This window comes from Streptomyces sp. YKOK-I1 (genome assembly GCF_054660435.1).
The window spans coordinates 455,625-471,930 of sequence record NZ_BAAGDR010000001.1 but is presented as its reverse complement, the minus strand read 5'-3'; the positions used below and the strand labels follow the sequence as shown (position 1 = coordinate 471,930).

15 protein-coding genes are annotated in these 16,306 nt (G+C 72.9%); 10 read left to right on the top strand and 5 right to left on the bottom strand.

Features of this window, described 5'->3' with window-relative positions; translation table 11 throughout:
• Positions 1-6: 6 nt before the first annotated feature.
• Positions 7-891, bottom strand: coding sequence for a LysR family transcriptional regulator (locus ACYQ8Q_RS02160; RefSeq protein ID WP_460061267.1), 885 nt, complete (start codon positions 889-891; stop codon positions 7-9).
• 120 nt (positions 892-1,011) lie between these two features.
• Here ACYQ8Q_RS02160 and mgrA point away from each other — a divergent pair, with 120 nt between their 5' ends.
• The 5 genes from mgrA (at position 1,012) to ACYQ8Q_RS02135 (ending at position 6,607) form a co-directional block, all read left to right on the top strand.
• Positions 1,012-2,004 (top strand): L-glyceraldehyde 3-phosphate reductase, encoded by a 993-nt coding sequence (gene mgrA, locus ACYQ8Q_RS02155; protein ID WP_460061265.1) that lies wholly within the window; start codon positions 1,012-1,014, stop codon positions 2,002-2,004.
• Between the two features lie 296 nt (positions 2,005-2,300).
• Positions 2,301-2,711: a hypothetical protein gene (locus ACYQ8Q_RS02150; RefSeq protein ID WP_460061263.1), complete on the top strand. Its 411-nt coding sequence runs from the start codon at positions 2,301-2,303 to the stop codon at positions 2,709-2,711.
• Positions 2,712-2,772: 61 nt separating this feature from the next.
• On the top strand, positions 2,773-5,112 hold the full coding sequence (locus tag ACYQ8Q_RS02145) for an ABC transporter ATP-binding protein/permease (protein WP_460061261.1): 2,340 nt from the start codon (positions 2,773-2,775) through the stop codon (positions 5,110-5,112).
• 8 nt (positions 5,113-5,120) lie between these two features.
• Positions 5,121-5,633, top strand: a complete 513-nt coding sequence (locus ACYQ8Q_RS02140) for a hypothetical protein (RefSeq protein ID WP_460061259.1) — start codon at positions 5,121-5,123, stop codon at positions 5,631-5,633.
• Positions 5,633-6,607 (top strand): serine/threonine-protein kinase, encoded by a 975-nt coding sequence (locus tag ACYQ8Q_RS02135; protein WP_460061257.1) that lies wholly within the window; start codon positions 5,633-5,635, stop codon positions 6,605-6,607. The genes ACYQ8Q_RS02140 and ACYQ8Q_RS02135 overlap by 1 nt, the downstream gene beginning before the upstream one ends.
• Here ACYQ8Q_RS02135 and ACYQ8Q_RS02130 read toward each other — a convergent pair.
• Positions 6,598-7,902 carry a streptophobe family protein gene (locus ACYQ8Q_RS02130; RefSeq protein WP_460061253.1) on the bottom strand — a complete coding sequence of 435 codons (1,305 nt, stop codon included), beginning with the start codon at positions 7,900-7,902 and terminating at the stop codon, positions 6,598-6,600. The two genes, ACYQ8Q_RS02135 and ACYQ8Q_RS02130, sit on opposite strands and share 10 nt — an antisense overlap.
• Before the next feature lie 169 nt (positions 7,903-8,071).
• Here ACYQ8Q_RS02130 and ACYQ8Q_RS02125 point away from each other — a divergent pair, with 169 nt between their 5' ends.
• Positions 8,072-9,481, top strand: coding sequence for a DUF6777 domain-containing protein (locus ACYQ8Q_RS02125; protein WP_460061251.1), 1,410 nt, complete (start codon positions 8,072-8,074; stop codon positions 9,479-9,481).
• 118 nt (positions 9,482-9,599) lie between these two features.
• Positions 9,600-10,052 (top strand): ATP-binding protein, encoded by a 453-nt coding sequence (locus ACYQ8Q_RS02120; protein ID WP_460061249.1) that lies wholly within the window; start codon positions 9,600-9,602, stop codon positions 10,050-10,052.
• A 15-nt stretch (positions 10,053-10,067) separates the two neighbouring features.
• Here the strand turns inward: ACYQ8Q_RS02120 and ACYQ8Q_RS02115 are convergent, their stop codons facing one another.
• The gene (locus ACYQ8Q_RS02115) at positions 10,068-10,955 is read right to left on the bottom strand and encodes an RNA polymerase sigma factor SigF (protein ID WP_460061247.1); all 888 of its coding nucleotides are present in this window, start codon (positions 10,953-10,955) and stop codon (positions 10,068-10,070) included.
• A 225-nt stretch (positions 10,956-11,180) separates the two neighbouring features.
• Here ACYQ8Q_RS02115 and ACYQ8Q_RS02110 point away from each other — a divergent pair, with 225 nt between their 5' ends.
• Both ACYQ8Q_RS02110 and ACYQ8Q_RS02105 read left to right on the top strand, forming a co-directional pair.
• Complete coding sequence (locus tag ACYQ8Q_RS02110) at positions 11,181-13,874, top strand: hypothetical protein (protein ID WP_460061245.1); 2,694 nt, start codon at positions 11,181-11,183, stop codon at positions 13,872-13,874.
• A gap of 75 nt (positions 13,875-13,949) precedes the next feature.
• On the top strand, positions 13,950-14,336 hold the full coding sequence (locus ACYQ8Q_RS02105) for a helix-turn-helix domain-containing protein (protein ID WP_460061244.1): 387 nt from the start codon (positions 13,950-13,952) through the stop codon (positions 14,334-14,336).
• Positions 14,337-14,343: 7 nt separating this feature from the next.
• On the opposite strand, the gene ACYQ8Q_RS02100 is transcribed toward ACYQ8Q_RS02105, so the two are convergent.
• Positions 14,344-14,946, bottom strand: coding sequence for a ClpP family protease (locus ACYQ8Q_RS02100; RefSeq protein WP_460061241.1), 603 nt, complete (start codon positions 14,944-14,946; stop codon positions 14,344-14,346).
• 1 nt (position 14,947) lies between these two features.
• Positions 14,948-15,586, bottom strand: coding sequence for an ATP-dependent Clp protease proteolytic subunit (locus ACYQ8Q_RS02095; protein ID WP_460061240.1), 639 nt, complete (start codon positions 15,584-15,586; stop codon positions 14,948-14,950).
• A gap of 235 nt (positions 15,587-15,821) precedes the next feature.
• Between ACYQ8Q_RS02095 and ACYQ8Q_RS02090 the strand changes: the two genes are divergently transcribed.
• Positions 15,822-16,304 carry a VOC family protein gene (locus ACYQ8Q_RS02090; protein ID WP_460061237.1) on the top strand — a complete coding sequence of 161 codons (483 nt, stop codon included), beginning with the start codon at positions 15,822-15,824 and terminating at the stop codon, positions 16,302-16,304.
• Positions 16,305-16,306: the final 2 nt, after the last annotated feature.

Genomic DNA, 16,306 nt, shown 5'->3' with positions numbered 1-16,306 from the left:
GACGGCTCAGGCCTCCCCGGCCTCCAGCAGCGCCATCAGCGCCCGGGCCGCCGGGCTCGTCGCGTCGGGGGCCGGCAGCAGGGCGACCGTCTCGTAGGCCGCCTCGCCGGTGTCCTTCAGGGGCAGCGCGGTCAGCGCCTCGCGCTTGTGCCGGAAGTGCCGCGGTACGACGGCCACCCCGAGGTTCTCGCCCACCAGGTCCAGCAGACTGTGCACGTCGTTGACCTCGAGCGCGACCGTACGGCGTACGCCCGCCTCCGCGAAGGCGGCGTCGGTGGCCCGGCGCGGCCCCCAGTCCGGGTGGAAGTCGACGAACACCTCGCCCGCGAGGTCCTCCGGCACGAGGGCCGCCGCCGCCCGGGTGAGCCTGTGGTCGGGATGGCACAGCACGTACATCGGCTCGGTGGCCAGCGGTACGCAGCGCAGCTGGTCGGAGTCCGCCTGGGTGCGGTAGGCGAAGGCCAGGTCGAGCCGGCCCGCCGCGACCTCCTCGCCGAGGGCCCCCGAGCCGGTCTGCCGCAGCCGGATCTCCACGTCCGGGTGCCGCCGCCGGAACGCGGCCAGCAGCCCCGCCACATGCACGCCCGCGATGCACTGCTCGGTGCCCACGGAGAGCGTCCCGCGCACCACGCCCTGCACCGCGGCGACCGCCTCGTGCGCGGCCCGCACCTGCGCCAGGATCCGCTCCGCCTCCACCAGCAGCGCCCGCCCCGCCTCGGTCAGCGTCACCCGCCGGGTGGTCCGTACGAACAGCGGGGCCCGCAGCTCGCGCTCGAGCGCCCGGATGGACGCCGACAGGCCCGACTGGGACACCAGCAGCCGTTCGGCGGCCCGGGTGAAGTGCTGGTCCTCGGCGACCGCGACGAAGTGCTGGAGGTGGCGCAGTTCCATGATTGAGAAGCGTAGCCGCACAATTCCATCGGATTCTTCTGTTGGACCGCTGCACGGCACTCGGGAACAGTGGAGGCGGAAGATCGTGAAGATCGTGGGACAACCCCGGATGGAGTCGCGTTGTACACCGCACACCCCGACCGCTACGCGGACATGCCCTACCGGCGCTCCGGACGCAGCGGCCTGAAGCTCCCCGCGCTGTCGCTCGGACTGTGGCACAACTTCGGTCCGGACCGCCCGGCCGAGACCCAGCGGGCCATCCTGCGCCGCGCCTTCGACCTCGGCATCACCCACTTCGACCTGGCCAACAACTACGGCCCGCCGCCCGGCGCCGCCGAGTCCGCGCTCGGTCACTTCCTGAAGACGGACTTCGCGTCCTACCGGGACGAGCTGGTGATCTCCACCAAGGCCGGCTACCTGATGTGGCCCGGGCCGTACGGCGAGTGGGGCTCGCGCAAGTACCTGTTGTCGTCGCTGGACCAGAGCCTGAAGCGGATGGGCCTCGACTACGTCGACGTCTTCTACTCGCACCGCCCCGACCCGGAGACTCCCCTGGAGGAGACGATGGGCGCCCTGCACTCCGCCGTCCAGCAGGGCAAGGCGCTCTACGTCGGCGTCTCCAACTACTCCGCGGAGCAGACCCGCGAGGCCGCCCGCATCCTCGGCGAGCTGGGCACCCCGCTCCTCATCCACCAGCCGCGCTACTCGATGCTCGACCGCCGCCCGGAGAGTGGGGGCCTGCTCGACGCCCTCGACGAGCTCCAGGTCGGCTCGATCGTCTTCTCCCCGCTGGAGCAGGGCCTGCTCACCTCCCGCTACCTCGACGGCATCCCCGAGGACTCGCGCGCGGCGAGCGACAGCCCGTTCCTGAACTCCGACGCGCTCACCGAGGACCTGGTCGGCAAGCTGCGCGCCCTGGACGGCATCGCGAAGTCCCGCGGGCAGTCCCTGGCCCAGCTCGCCCTGGCCTGGGTGCTGCGCGGCGGCCGGGTCACCTCCGCGCTGGTCGGCGCGAGCAGCGCCCGCCAGATCGAGGACAGCGTCGGCGCGCTGGCCAACCTGGACTTCGAGGACGGTGAGCTGGACCGTATCGACGCGGTGATCAACGGCTGAGCCGCTTACGGAAAAGAACGCATCGTCGGCCAGGGCGCTATCCGGCCACCGCAGCCGAATTCGCCGTGTCATCGGGCGGTTACCAGGCGAAACGGTCCGCAGGTGGGCGGAGGGGCCGGGTCCGCTGCCGGATTTCGGCCAGTCGTGGCGCTGAATATGCCAAGAGACTGGCCGGAAAGTCATGGTGACAGTGTTTTAGAAGTGAACATACTCGAACCTCAGGGGCACTCCGTCCCACAGGAGCCGCACGGAAAGCGAGGCAGGGCCGGCATACGAGCACTCGGGGGAGTGGAGACATGCACGACGAATTCCTGTGCCATGTCACGGCGTACGGATACTGCGACGGCCGCCGCATCGGCGTACCGCTCGGGACGTACCGCGCGCCGACGCTGGCGCTCGCGCTGTGGTGGTTACGGGACCGCGCGTTATGGATGGCCGAGCGCCTCGATCCGCAACCCGACGCCTCGCACGTCCCGCAGGGCGCCCTCGTGCCCGTCGGCGACAGTGTCCCCGACGTACCCGCTCTGCTGCGGTCCTGGTGCGCGGACATCGACCAGCAGGAGCTGGTGGGCGACGAGTTGGCGGGCGGACGGCTGGTGCGGGTCGCCGTCGCTGACGACACCACCGAGTACGAACTCCTCGCCGAGTCCGTGGACGCGCTGCGGATGCAGCGGACGCTCCCGGCGCTCGTCCTCCCCGTCGGCTGAACTCCACGCCGAGCGTGCACACCACTGGGCGTCCCCAGGCGCGAATCGATAGAATTCCGGCATGGTGGAGCGCCCCGTCGCCCCGACTGCGCCCGAACTCGTGCTGGAGACCGAGACGGGCGCCACGGTAATGATCCCCGGACGTGCCTACTACCTCGGCCGGGACCCGCTGAGCGACATCGTGATCGACGACGCCCGGGTCTCCTGGCACCACGCCGTGCTGCGGCCCGACGGCGACCACTGGACCCTCACCGACGAGGACAGCACCAACGGCACCTGGTCCGAGGGCCGCCGGGTCCGGGTGCTCGACGTGGGACCCGGCAGCGTGATCCGCTTCGGCAGCCCCGCCGACGGCCCCCGCGCCGTCCTCGCCGGCCGCCCGCCACCGGCCCCGGAACGGCCCTCGGCGGTGTCCATGCCCTCCCTGACCGGCACCTTCCGCCGGCCCACCTCCGTACGGCCGCTGCCCACCCGGACCGTCCGCATCGGCCGCGCCGCCGACAACGACCTCGTCATCGACGACCTGGTCGTCTCCCGCCGCCACGCCGAACTGCGTGCCCTGCCCGAGGGCGGCTACGAGATCGCCGACCTCGACAGCCACAACGGTACCTATCTCAACGGCTTCCCCGTCACCCGCGCCCCGATCGGCCCCGGCGACATCGTCGGCATCGGCCACTCGGCGTTCTGCCTGGTCGGCGACGAACTCCAGGAGTACGTCGACACCGGTGAGGTCTCCCTCGACGTCCAGGACCTCACCGTCGCCGTCGACCGCGGCCGCAAGACCCTGCTCGACCATGTGTCGTTCCCGGTGGGGGAGAAGTGCCTGCTCGCCGTCGTCGGCCCCAGCGGCGCCGGGAAGTCCACCCTGCTCAACGCCCTCACCGGCCAGCGCCCCGCCGACCACGGCACCGTCGTCTACGACGGCCGCGACCTGTACCACGACTACGCCGAACTGCGCCAGCGCATCGGCCTCGTCCCCCAGGACGACATCCTGCACGCCCAGCTCACCGTCCGTTCCGCCCTCACCTACGCCGCCGAACTGCGCTTCCCGCAGGACACCGCCAAGGCCGAGCGCCGCGAGCGGGTCACCGAGGTCATCCGCGAACTGGGCCTCGAACAGCGCGCCGGACAACCGGTGCACAGCCTCTCCGGCGGCCAGCGCAAACGCGTCAGCGTGGCGCTGGAACTGCTCACCAAGCCCTCGCTGCTCTTCCTCGACGAGCCGACCTCCGGCCTCGACCCCGGCATGGACCGCTCGGTGATGCACATGCTGCGCGGCCTCGCCGACGACGGCCGCACCGTCATCGTCGTCACCCACAGCGTCCTGAGCCTCGACGTCTGCGACCGGCTCCTGGTCCTCGCCCCCGGCGGCCGGGTCGCCTACTACGGACCGCCCGGCGACGCCCTCGGCTTCTTCGGCTTCGAGCAGTGGCCCGAGGCCTTCGAGGCGTTCGAACGGGACCAGGACCGGGACTGGGCCGGACAGTACCGCGACTCGGCGTTCCACCACCGCTACGTCGTCAACTCCAGCGCCCAGCCCCGGCTGCCCCGCGAGGGCCCCGTCATCCTGCTGCCGCCGCCCCGGCCCCGCAGCCGCGCCGCCCAGCTCGGCACCCTGGTCCGCCGCTACACCGCGGCGCTGGGCGCCGACCGCACCTTCCTGGCCATCATGATCGCCCTGCCGTTCGTGATGGGCGCCATGGCCCGCGCCCTCGCCGGCGGCGAACTCACCCGGGACACCGCCATGAACGCGCTGCTGATCCTGTGCGTCGGCGGCGTCCTCACCGGCGCCGCCAACGCCGTGCGCGAACTCGTCAAGGAACGCGTCATCTACCGGCGGGAGCGAGCCGTCGGCCTGTCCAGATCGGCGTACCTGATGTCCAAGGTCGTCGTCCTCGGCACGGTCACCGTGGTCCAGGCGGTCGTCCTCACCCTCGTCGCCCTGCTCGGCGTCGACCTCAACGCGCCCGGCGGCGACGGCGTGTTGCTGCCACCCCTGGTCGAGATCGCCGTCGCCGTCGCCCTGTTGGCGTTCACCGCGATGATGCTCGGCCTGCTGGTCTCCGCGCTGGTGCGCAAGGAGGAGGTGACCATGCCGCTGCTCGTGCTGCTCGCCATCGTCCAAGTGGTCTTCTGCGGAGCCCTGCTGAAACTCGACGGGGTGCCCGGCCTGGCCCAGCTGTCCTGGCTCGTGCCCTCGCGGTGGGCTCTCGGCGCGATGGCCGGCACCATCGGGCTGTCCCGGATCGTACCCGGAGACATCACCTCGGACCCCCTGTTCGAGCACCGGGCGGCGGTGTGGCTGCTCGACATCGGCATGCTCGTCGTGCTCTCCGTCGTCTTCGGATTCGTCGTGTCCCGGCTGCTGCGCCGCCACGAACCCGCCGTGATGCGGAAGTAGGGCCGGCCATGACGACCACCGCCTTCGCGCCCACGCACGTCGTCCCCCCGCCGGGGATGCCCGCCTGGGAGGCCCCCGACCCCGCCCGGCCCACCGTGCCGCTGGATCCGCTGCTGCCCGTCCGGCTCCTGGAGCGCCGCGGCGACTGGGGGCACGTGCTGTGCGCCAACGGCTGGCGGGCCTGGGTCGACGGCCGTCATCTCGTCGCCGTACCGCAGGACCCGCCCCTGGCCGACGCCCCGCCCGCCACCGTCGCCGACCCGCGGGCCCTGCTCGCCCGGGCCGAGGAGGCCCTCGCGCGCTACCGGGCCGCGGTCGGGGAACTGGCCGGCGGCGCCCTGGACGGCGAGTCCTTCCGGCGGCGGACCCGGGACCTGAGGATCGGGGTGGTCGTCGACGGCGAGTCCGTGTGGCTGTACGACTCCGCCGAGGAGCGCTGGGTCTACGGCGACGGCACCCGCCTCAGCACCTACGCCACCGACCACCCGCCCGACGCGGCCCCCGCCCCCGGAGCCCCCTGATGGGGACCAGCGCGTTCGCCGGGCGCCCCTCCGACCTGGTGGGCCGGCAGATCGCGGGCTACCGCGTCGAGCACGAGATCGGCCGGGGCGGCATGGCCGTCGTCTTCCGCGCCCGCGACCTGCGCCTGGAACGGACCGTCGCCCTCAAGCTGCTCGCCCCGGAACTGGCCCGCAACGACACCTTCCGCAAGCGTTTCACCCATGAGTCCCGGGTCGCCGCCGCGATCGACCACCCGCACATCGTGCCGGTCTTCGAGGCCGGGGAGACCGAGGGCGTGCTGTACATCGCCATGCGCTACGTCGAGGGCAGCGATCTGCGCAACCTCCTCGACCGCCGGGGCCCGCTGCCCCTCGCCACGGCCGTACGGATCGCCGCGCAGGTCGCCTCCGCCCTCGACGCGGCCCACGACCACGGCCTGGTCCACCGGGACGTCAAACCCGGGAACATCCTGGTCTCCCGGGGCACCGACAGCGACCACCCCGAGCACGTCTACCTCACCGACTTCGGCCTGACGAAGAAGTCGCTGTCGCTGACCGGCTTCACGACCGTCGGCCAGTTCGTCGGCACCCTCGACTACGTCGCCCCCGAACAGATCTCCGGCCGCCCCGTCGACGGCCGTTGTGACGTCTACAGCTTCGCCTGCGTCGTCTACGAGACCCTCGCCGGACATCCGCCCTTCGTCCGCGAGGAGGACATGGCCCTGCTCTGGGCCCACCAGGAGGACGAGCCGCCTCCGCTCACCGCGTCCCGGCCCGACCTGCCGCATCAGGTCGACGCCGTGTTCACGAAGGCCCTGGCCAAGGCCCCCGAGGCCCGTCACGACACCTGCCGGGCCTTCGTCGCGGCCCTGCGGGCGGCGGGCCGGGGCGACCGCGGTGCCGGGCGCCCGCCGACCGAACCGGCAGGTCTCCCCGCCGTACCCCCGCCTCCGCCCGCCTGGGCCCGGCCCGTCCTGCGCGGCCGTCAGACCTGACCCGGGGGCGGGCCCGTCGCGCCGCGCCGGTGCACCGGCCGCGCCAGCAGCGCGCCCAGGAACCCGGTGACCAGCCCCCACAGCGCCGCGAGCCCGAGCGCGGACCACACCTCGGGGTGCAGGAACAGGTCTCCAGAGAGACCGGCGAGATCGTTGATGCCGAGCACGGTCAGGCCGTAGTGCGCCGAGACCCGGCCCACCAGACAGATCGTCAGCACGGTGAGCACCAGCGCGGCCGCCATGTGCACGGCGTGCTGCCAGGCACGCATACGGGCCGGGGAGCGGGCCGCCATCACGAACGCGGCACCCAGCAGCAGCACCGCGTCCACCACGACCAGCCACCACACCCGGCCGTCGTACTCGGCCATGCTGTTCAGATTCAGCGCGGCGGTCTCCTTGCCGCGCAGCACCTCGTCCAGGACCTCGGGCATGGGCAGCCCGAACGGGCCGTCCACCCGGCCGTTCCAGGTGGCCCCCAGCCCCAGGGTGAACGCCATCCACACCAGGTTGGGCAGCCCGAGGAGGACCACCGCCAGGGTCTCCGGCGCGTGCCCGCGGGTCGCCGCCACCACCAGCGCCACGACCAGGCCGATGACGACACACGCGAGCAGCAGCGCGACCATCGCGTACGCGGCCGGTCGCACCGACTCCTGGAACCGCAGCAGCCGGGCGGGCAGTGGCGCGCCCCGCGAGACCAGCAGCGCCAGCAGCAGCACCCCGGCCAGCCAGACCAGCCCGATCACCAGCGTGAGCGGCACGTCCGTGGTGAAGCCGACCTCCGGGTGGACGCCGAACAGATCGCCCAGGTCGTTCAGCGTGTCGCTGCCCAGGTCGACCGCGAACGTCTGGCGGGCGGCGAGCGCCAGCCCCAGCAGACCGAGCAGCCACAGCACGGCGATCCGGGCCGCCCAGCCGGCCAGCTCCCGGGCCCCGGCGACCGCCCGGTGCCGCAACGGCCGCAGGAACCCCGCGGCGGTGACCAGCGCCCCCACCAGGGTCACGGACAGCGGAACCACCGTCAGCCCGGCCCGGGTGTCGGCGAGTCCGCCGGCGTCCCCGGACAGCTCCACGGTGCCCCCGACCGCCGTGACCACGGTCGCCGCGACCACCCGGGGGAAGGCGTCCTGCGGCAGATCCGTGGCCCCCGCCGCCCACAGGCCGAGCGCCGCGACCACCACCATCGAGGCGAGCCCCGTCAGCGCCACGCCGAGCGCCGTAGGCCATCCGTGGCGGCCGGTCGCCCGGCCGGTGCCGGACCGGCCGGCGGCCTGGTCGGTGGGGGTGCGTGGGCTCACGCTGCCACGCTAAGCAGGGCCGGGGGCGCCCGCCCGTCGAGCGGGGCCGTCCGCGTCCGGCTTGCGGGTGGCACCCGGGCGGAGCACACAATGAGTCCGTTGTGGCAGAAAGCGGTGCGTCTTTCCGAAAGCCGGGCATCGCGGGATGTATTCCACATCGGGAGAGCATGTGAGCGTCGAACCTCCGTCCTCCGACCGCCCCACGGGACCGCCCTCCGGCCCCCTCTCGGGCCCCTCGCAACCACCCCCGCCGCCCTCTTCGGGACCCCCCACCGAACCGGTGGACGCGGTGTCCTCGAGCGGTGCGTCCGGCGGTTCGTCCGGTGGTTCCTCGGGTGGTTCCTCGGGCGGGAGGCCGGGGGGTGGCGGTCCGGACGGCCCACCCGGACCGGGGCCCGGGCCCGGCCCCGACTCGGGCCGGCCCTGGTGGCGGTCCGCTCCCCGGCTCGCGCTGCTCGGCACCGCCCTCGTGGCCGCCGTGGCCCTCGCCGTCCTGCTCACCCTGCCCGGCAGCGGTGGCTCCGGCGGCGCGGGCCGCTCGGGCGGAGCCAAGATCTTCACCCTGGCCGCCGCCCACACCGGCCCGGACCCGTTCACCGAGTCCACGGCCAACGACAGCTCCACCACGACGGCCTCCGCCGCCCCCGCACCAGGCATGACCGAGCCCACCGGCAACGCCCTCAAGGGTGTCGACGGCGGAGCCGCGGGGCTGTACGGCGGCACCCGCGACACCGCCGGCTGCGACGTGGAGAAGCAGATCGGCGCTCTCCGGGCGGCCCCCGCCAAGAACAAGGCGTTCGCCTCGGTGGCCGGTGTCGAGCCCTCCGGGGTCCCCGACTACCTGCGCTCGCTCACCCCGGTGCAGCTGCGCATGGACACCTGGGTCACCAACCACGGCTACCGCGACGGCGCCGTCACCACCTACCAGTCCGTCCTCCAGTCCGGCACCGCCGTCCTCGTCGACGGACGCGGCGTGCCCCGGGTGCGCTGCGCCTGCGGCAACCCGCTGACCAAGCCCGTCCCGCAGCAGACCGCGCCGGAGCGCACCGGCGACACCTGGGCCTCGTACGAGCCCTCGAACATCGTCGTGGTCACCCCCGCCGCGAAGGTGGTCAAGGAGTTCGTCCTCTACGACCCCGACCACGGCCACCACTGGTTCGCGCGGCACCGGGGCGACACCGGGGGCAAGCAGGACCGCACCACGCATCCCCCGAAGCATCCCCTGGTGTTCGTGATCATCAAGCCGCCGCCGAACCCGACCGGCTCCGGCCCGAGCCCGTCCACGTCCGCGTCGCCCTGTGACCCGGGCCGGAAGAACTCCTGCCCGCCCACCTCGTCCTCGCCGGGCTCGAAGTCCCCGTCCTCGGAGTCGCCGAGTTCGAAGTCGCCGGGCTCGAAGTCGCCGTCCTCGAAGTCCCCGAGCCCGGAGTCGCCGTCCTCCTCGCCGCCGAAGAACGGCCTGGTGGAGGAGTCGTCGACCCCGCCGTCGTCCTCCGGGCAGAAGCCGCCGGAGCCCCAGCCGCCGAGCACCTCGGTGCTGACGTCCTCCGGATCCTCCTCGGGCTCACCGACCCTGTGAGGCACCCCGTGCCCGCCGCGGGCACGGGGTGCGCCGGACGGGGACTGTGCGGCGCGGCACGGGGTACGAGCACAGGTGCAGCAGCGTCCGGCCAGTCCGGCTTCCCAGAGAGACACGCATGATCGAGCACCTGGACGGGGCAGTGATACCGACTGGTTTCGACGTACCCGTGGAACCGCTGAGGCGAGCGGCGCACTACACCGGTGAACCCGGATGCATCGCCGAGGCCCGCAGTTTCGCCGCGCACTTCGTCGACCAGCTCAGGACCGAGTGGTGCGCGCGCATCGGTGAGCGCGCGAGCGGTGAGGTGATGCTCGTCGTCAGCGAGCTGATCACCAACGCCGACCGGCACAGCAACGGCCCGTACATCCTCGAACTGGAGGGCACCGACTCCACCGTCACGGTGTCCGTCTACGACAGCAGCGACGCGCTGCCCCTGCGCTTCCCCAAGGACCCCGAGCGCGTCGGCCGGCACGGCCTGGAGATCGTGCACGCGCTGGCGGCCGAGGTCAGCGCCGAGCGCGTGCCGGTCGGCAAGCGGGTCCGTGCCCTGCTCACCTTCGGCGCCTGACCCCGGCCGACGGGCTCAGGCGCAGCCCAGCTCGCCCAGCATGCCCTCGCGCAACCGGGTGATGATCCGCTTGATCAGCCGGGACACATGCATCTGGGAGCAGCCGAGCTGCTCGCCGATCTCCGCCTGGGTGGCCTCCTCCACGAACCGCAGATGCAGGATCCGCCGGTCACGTTCGCCGAGTTCGGCCATGAGCGGGGCGAGCGACTGGAAGTCCTCGACCAGCCGCAGCCCGTCCTCCTCCACGCCGATGAAGTCCGCGAGGACCGACTCGCCGTTCTCCGGGCCGTCACCGGTGAGCGCGGCGTCGAGCGAGGAGGAGTTGTAGCCGTTGGCGGCGATCTGCGCCTCGACGACCTGGTTCTCCGGCAGGTTCATCAGTGTGGCCAGCTCCGCCACGGTGGGCTCCCGGTCGAGCCGGCCGGCCAGCTCGTCGCGTGCCTTGGCCAGTTCCACCCGGAGTTCCTGGAGCCGCCGCGGCACGTGCACCGCCCAGGTGGTGTCCCGGAAGAACCGCTTGATCTCCCCGACGATGTACGGCAGGGCGAAGGACGTGAACTCCACCTCACGGGAGATCTCGAACCGGTCGATGGCCTTGATCAGCCCGATCATCCCGGTCTGGACGATGTCCTCCATGTCGTCCCCGCGGCCGCGGAACCGTCCGGCCGCGAACCGCACCAGGGACATGTTCATCTCGATGAGCGTGTTGCGGGCGTACTGGTAGTCGTGCGTGCCCTCTTCGAGTTCGGTCAGCCGCTTGAAGAACTGGCGGGACAGCTCCCGTGCGTCGCGCGGAGCGACGCTCCGCGGGTCCTCGACTCCCGGCAACGATGCTCCACCCGTGCTGGTCCCGGCGGTGTCCTCGACGACCTTGCCCTCCGACCCGATCACGGCGGTGTGCATTACCTCTCCCCACGAAGTCACGGTTCGACGTGTTCTGTTCTCGTTGCGTGAGCGGACGCGCGATGGCCCGACCCGCTCACGGGGCGGTTACCCCGACTTCGCCGGGACATGCGTACCGAGGGGAACGACCCCGTCCGCCACGCTCCGTACCCGGTTCGTGACAGAAGTCTCCCCGTCCGCCCGCGCCGGCGCTACATTCACGGCAGGTACACGGGGGAGCGGCGGATGAGCGCGGCGGGGGAGCGGGGCCCGTACGGGGTGTGGACGCGGTGGTTGTGCACGGGCCTGCTGGCGCTGGTCTGCGTCGCCGCCGTGCACCTGTCCACGGGCCGCCTCGGCCACGACGGGACGGGGACCGGTACCGGGAAGGGCGGGAGTCCCGCGGAACGGGTGGACTGGGAGCGGGCCGTCCGTTCCCCGCACCCGCCCCGCGCCCTCACCACCCGCGCGGACCTCACCGTCGGCCCCGGCACCTGGCGGGCCACGGTCCGGCACACCCTGCTCCTGCACCCGGGAGACCCCCTCCTGAGCGTGATCAGGGAGGGCCGGACCGCGGCCGGCGCCGCCCGCCTCGACGACCGGCTCGCCGGCGACGTCCGCTATGTGGCGGGCGAGGGCCTGCGCACCGACGGCGGCACCGCCCGCCGGCTCACGGCACCCGAGGTGACCCAGGACGGGCCGCGGGAGCGGGCGGTCGTCGCCTGGACGCTGGAGGAGACCTGCCGCCGCCCCTGCGCCTGGGACGGCGACTTCCGGTTCACCGTCCGCCCCGCCGAGACCCCGAGGCCGAGCGGCACCCGCTGGACCCTGGACGTACGGGTCCACGGGACGGACACCGGGATCACCGGCGTCACGGGAGCCCGGCCCATCCGCCAGACCCCCGGGCGTGCCGTCCTGGCACCTCTCGACGCCGCGGGAGCCACCTCGGTCGTCTTCCGGGCGGCCGGCACCCGTGACCTCGGCTTCCTGCCGGAGCCCTCAGCCGAGACCGGCCCGCGCTTCACCCCGTCCTTCACCGAACCCGTCCCCGTCACCCTGGGCATCGTGCTGGGCTTCCTGCTCATCGGCGTCGGGGCCGCCTACGGCCTGCGCAGCTTCGACGCGCTCGGCACCGACGGACGACGGCCCGCCGTGAGCACCCCCCTGTGGATCTTCACCCTCCTCGGCATCCTGTTCGCGGTCGTCGCCTGGGAGTCACCGCGCCTCACCGACGACGCCGCGCGCTCCGCGGTGGCCACGGCCCTGATCACCTGGTGGGGCGTGGCCGTCCCCGTCGGACTGCTGTATCTGCTGCCCGCCCTGTACAACGTCCTGAAGCGACCCGGGGAACCGGTCCAGGAGGTGCTGCACCGCCGCGCGTTCCTGGCCCTCGGCGCGGTCACCGGCCTGGGCGTGGCCGTCGAGGCCGCCCTCGTCCTCACGTACGGGTCGGGCGGGGTGTCGCCGCCCGAGGCGGTGGGCGGCCCGCTTCTCGCGGTGGCGGCCGCGGCGGCGGTGCCCCTCGTGGCCCCCGTCGGCTTCCGCGAGCCGTACCTGTGGAGCGCGATCGGCGTGGTTGCGGCCGTGGCGGCCTGTGTGGTGACCGGCTGGGGACGGCTGATCGCCGCCGAGGGCGGCGACTCGCCCACCTCCGAGGCGCTGCTGCTGATCGGGCTCGGACTGCTGTGGTGGCCCGCCCTCACCCGCGCGACACTGCTCCTCGGCGCGCGGGGCAGGCTGTGGCTGCTCGCCGCCGGGGTGACCGCGCTGCTGATGTATCTCCCGGTCGACGTCACCCGCGCCTTCGGCACCCCCGAGACCGTGCTGGCCTCCACCCCGCATCCCCGGCTGTTCGAGGCCACCCTGGTGGACATCGCCTTCCACGCGGCCGGTGCCTTCATGGTGGTGGCGATCGCCGTGATGGTCCGCGGACGCTGGCACAGCTCCCGGCTGCCCATGCCCCTGACCGGACACGCCCGCACGATGGAGAAGGAGCGCGCGGCCGCCCTGGGCGTCGCCTTCGTCGTGCTCACGGTCAACCCGGTGGTCGCCGCCGAGCACAGCAACGTCACCGACGTCCTGCCGGTGGCCGCCGCCCTCCTCGGCTTCTCCCTCCTGCTGCGCGGCGAAGAGCGGCGCGTCGAGGGCCGTCGGCTGGCCGCAGTCGACCGGACCGAGTACGCCGCCGTCGTCCGCCGCTACGCACGCTGGGCGCTGCTCCAGTCGGCCCAGCGCCCGATGTTCCTCAAGGCCCGCGACGGCCTGGCCGACGGGAGCCTCGCACTGGACCGCTTCGACGAGGACTGGCGCCGCCTCGGCGGGGGCGAGGCACCCCCGCCGCTGTCCACCGGCGGTGCCCGCAGCCCCTGGCGCAACGGGGTGCACGGCGCCCTCGTCGCCTTCCTCCTCGCCCTGCCCGTCATGGCCATCGAGTGGTACTCGGTGCGCAGACTGCTGCCCGAACTCACCCTGGGCCAGCTGCTCGCCCTCGCCGAGCACACCCTGCGCTGGTCGGCGTACGGGGCGTTCTACGGCTACTTCAGCACCCGGCTGCCCGGCCGCACCCCCGTGATGAAGGCCCAGTTCCTGCTGGCGGCCCTGCTCGTGCCCGAACTGCTCCTGCTGTTCTACCCCTACTCCCGCCAGGTGACGGACCTCGGGCTGGCGAGCGGGCTGCGCGTCGGGTGGCTCATCGTGTTCTGCCTGGTCCTCGGCATGTACTGGGAGTGGCGGCTGGTGGCGCGGGCGGGGGTGCAGTGGCGGCTGGTGCGCTCCTTCCGCTCCTGGGCCTCGCTGACCGCGCCGGTCACCGCCGTGGTCGTGGCCGCCGCGACCGCCGTCGCCACCGTCCTGGCCGGCGCGGCGGCCGTCTCCATGACCCAGCAGCCCACCGACGGCGGCAGCCTCCAGCAGCAGTCCTCCTATTCGTCCGGCCCCTGACGGCGGGCGCCCGATTCCCCCCAGGGCGCAACCGGAACCCCTGCCCGGCACGCCCCCGGCTCCTAGGCTGGTGCGGTGACCGATCAAGCGCCGAACCGAGCCCGTGTGATCCCTCTGCGCCCGCCCGCCGGACGCCCGGCCCCCGAGCGGGCCGCGCCCCGGGAGCCCCTCTGGCGCGACCTCGTCGGAGACGTCCTGCGCCGCGAACGCCAGTCCCAGGAACGCACGTTGAAGGACGTCGCCGACGCCGCCCGGATCTCCATGCCCTATCTCTCCGAGGTGGAGCGCGGCCGCAAGGAGGCCTCCTCCGAGGTCCTCGCGGCCGCCGCCCACGCCCTCGGCCTGAGCCTCGGCGACCTGCTCGCCCGGGCCCAGGGCGAACTGGTCCGCCTCGGCCGGCCCGCCCGGCACGGCCGTACGACGACGACCTCCTCGTACGACGGCCTCTGCCTGGTCGCCTGACGGTGGATCAGAAGCCGACGAGGCGCCGGCTCAGCACCTCGTCGGCCAGCCCGTACGCCACCGCCTCCCCTGCGGTGAACACCTTGTCGCGGTCCATGTCCGCGCGCAGGACGGCCGGTTCGTGACCGGTGTGCCGGGCGAGCACCTCCTCCACCTGGGCGCGGATGCGGACCATCTCCCGCGCCTGGAGCGCCAGGTCCGAGACCGTGCCCTGACGGCCGCCGCTGGCCGGCTGCCCGAGCAGCACCCGCGCGTGCTCCAGCACGAACCGGCGGCCCGGATCGCCGCCCGCCAGCAGCACGGCCGCCGTCGAGGCCGCCTGCCCCACGCAGAACGTGGAGATCGGCGCCCGGACGAACGTCATCGTGTCGTAGATCGCCATCAGCGAGGTGAACGAGCCGCCGGGGGAGTTGAGGTAGAGCGCGATCTCCTGCTCCGGAGCCGCCGACTCCAGATGGAGGAGCTGCGCGATGACGACATTGGCCACCCCGTCGTCGATCTCGGTGCCGAGGAAGATGATCCGCTCCGACAGCAGCCGGCTGAACACGTCCGAGGACCGCTCGCCGTGCGCGGTGCGCTCGACCACGTGCGGAATCGTGTAGCTCCCCATGTCACAGCCCCATCCGTCGCCGCGCCGGGGCCGGCCGGACCTCGGTGAACGAGTCCACCAGCCGGTCCACGATGCCGTACTCCCTGGCCTGTTCGGCCGTGAACCAGCGGTCGCGGTCGCCGTCCCGCGCGATCGTCTCCGGCGTCTGCCCCGTGTGCTCGGCGGTGAGCCGCTCGATCGTCCGCTTGGTGAACTCGTGGTTCTCCGCCTGGATCTCGATGTCGGCCGTGGTGCCGCCGATCCCGGCCGACGGCTGGTGCATCATCACCCGGGCGTTCGGCAGCGCGTAGCGCTTGCCGGGCGCGCCCACGCTCAGCAGGAACTGGCCCATGCTGGCCGCGAAGCCCAGGGCGAGCGTCGAGACGTCGTTGGGGATCAGCCGCATGGTGTCGTACACGGCCAGCCCGGCGTGCACCGAGCCTCCCGGGCTGTTGATGAACAGGGCGATGTCGGTGTGCGGGTCCTCCGCCGAGAGGATCAGCAGCTGGGCGCAGACCCGGTTCGCCGACACCTCGTCGACCTGGGTGCCCAGCAGCACGATCCGCTGGGCGAGGAGCTGGGCGGCGAGCTGGTCGTCGAACGGGGTGGACGGGGTGTCGCCGTCCTCGGCCCGTGGGGTGAGCGTGGTCGGTGCGGGCATCGGTTCTCCTCGTGGTCGCGGGGATGCCGTCGCCTTCACTGTCGGCCCCGGACCGCGCCCTCGGCCGGTTTCTCTGCCCGCGGCAGATCCGCCGACGGCAGAGCCCACCCCACGGGCCCGGATGCCGGCTTGACGGGCTCTGCGCCATCCGGATTGTTTCCGGCCGGAGCGATGAGTTTCCGGTCGTCCCCCGGTCGACACTGGTGACCGCGCTCCACGCCCCAGGAGGGACCTCATGACCACCGACGGATTCACCACGTGCCTCTGGTTCGACGGCCAGGCCGAGGAGGCCGCCCACCACTATGTGTCGATCTTCAAGAACGCCGCCGTCGGGCGCGTGAGCCACTACACCGAGGCCGGACCCGGTCCCGTCGGCGCCGTGGTCACGGTGGAGTTCACCGCGAACGGACAGAAGTTCGTCGCGCTCAACGGCGGCCCGATGTTCACGTTCAGCGAGGCCATCTCCTTCCAGATCGAGTGCGCCGACCAGGAGGAGGTCGACCACTACTGGAACAGGCTCCTCGAGGGCGGCGGTGAGCCCGGCCCCTGCGGCTGGCTGAAGGACAAGTACGGCGTGTCCTGGCAGGTCATCCCGACCGAGCTCACCTCCATGATCACCGATCCCGACCAGCAGAAGGGCGCCCGGGCCATGAAGGCCATGCTCTCCATGGGCAAGCTCGACATCGCCGCGCTGCGCAAGGCCTACGACGGCGCGTAGCG

What these genes read in the sequence shown, in the direction of transcription:
- ACYQ8Q_RS02160 (WP_460061267.1), bottom strand. Translation starts at nt 891, where the DNA reads ATGGAACTGCGCCACCTCCAGCACTTCGTCGCGGTCGCCGAGGACCAG.
- ACYQ8Q_RS02150 (WP_460061263.1), top strand. Translation starts at nt 2,301, where the DNA reads ATGCACGACGAATTCCTGTGCCATGTCACGGCGTACGGATACTGCGAC.
- ACYQ8Q_RS02145 (WP_460061261.1), top strand. Translation starts at nt 2,773, where the DNA reads ATGGTGGAGCGCCCCGTCGCCCCGACTGCGCCCGAACTCGTGCTGGAG.
- ACYQ8Q_RS02140 (WP_460061259.1), top strand. Translation starts at nt 5,121, where the DNA reads ATGACGACCACCGCCTTCGCGCCCACGCACGTCGTCCCCCCGCCGGGG.
- ACYQ8Q_RS02135 (WP_460061257.1), top strand. Translation starts at nt 5,633, where the DNA reads ATGGGGACCAGCGCGTTCGCCGGGCGCCCCTCCGACCTGGTGGGCCGG.
- ACYQ8Q_RS02120 (WP_460061249.1), top strand. Translation starts at nt 9,600, where the DNA reads ATGATCGAGCACCTGGACGGGGCAGTGATACCGACTGGTTTCGACGTA.
- ACYQ8Q_RS02115 (WP_460061247.1), bottom strand. Translation starts at nt 10,955, where the DNA reads ATGCACACCGCCGTGATCGGGTCGGAGGGCAAGGTCGTCGAGGACACC.
- ACYQ8Q_RS02110 (WP_460061245.1), top strand. Translation starts at nt 11,181, where the DNA reads ATGAGCGCGGCGGGGGAGCGGGGCCCGTACGGGGTGTGGACGCGGTGG.
- ACYQ8Q_RS02100 (WP_460061241.1), bottom strand. Translation starts at nt 14,946, where the DNA reads ATGGGGAGCTACACGATTCCGCACGTGGTCGAGCGCACCGCGCACGGC.
- ACYQ8Q_RS02095 (WP_460061240.1), bottom strand. Translation starts at nt 15,586, where the DNA reads ATGCCCGCACCGACCACGCTCACCCCACGGGCCGAGGACGGCGACACC.
- ACYQ8Q_RS02090 (WP_460061237.1), top strand. Translation starts at nt 15,822, where the DNA reads ATGACCACCGACGGATTCACCACGTGCCTCTGGTTCGACGGCCAGGCC.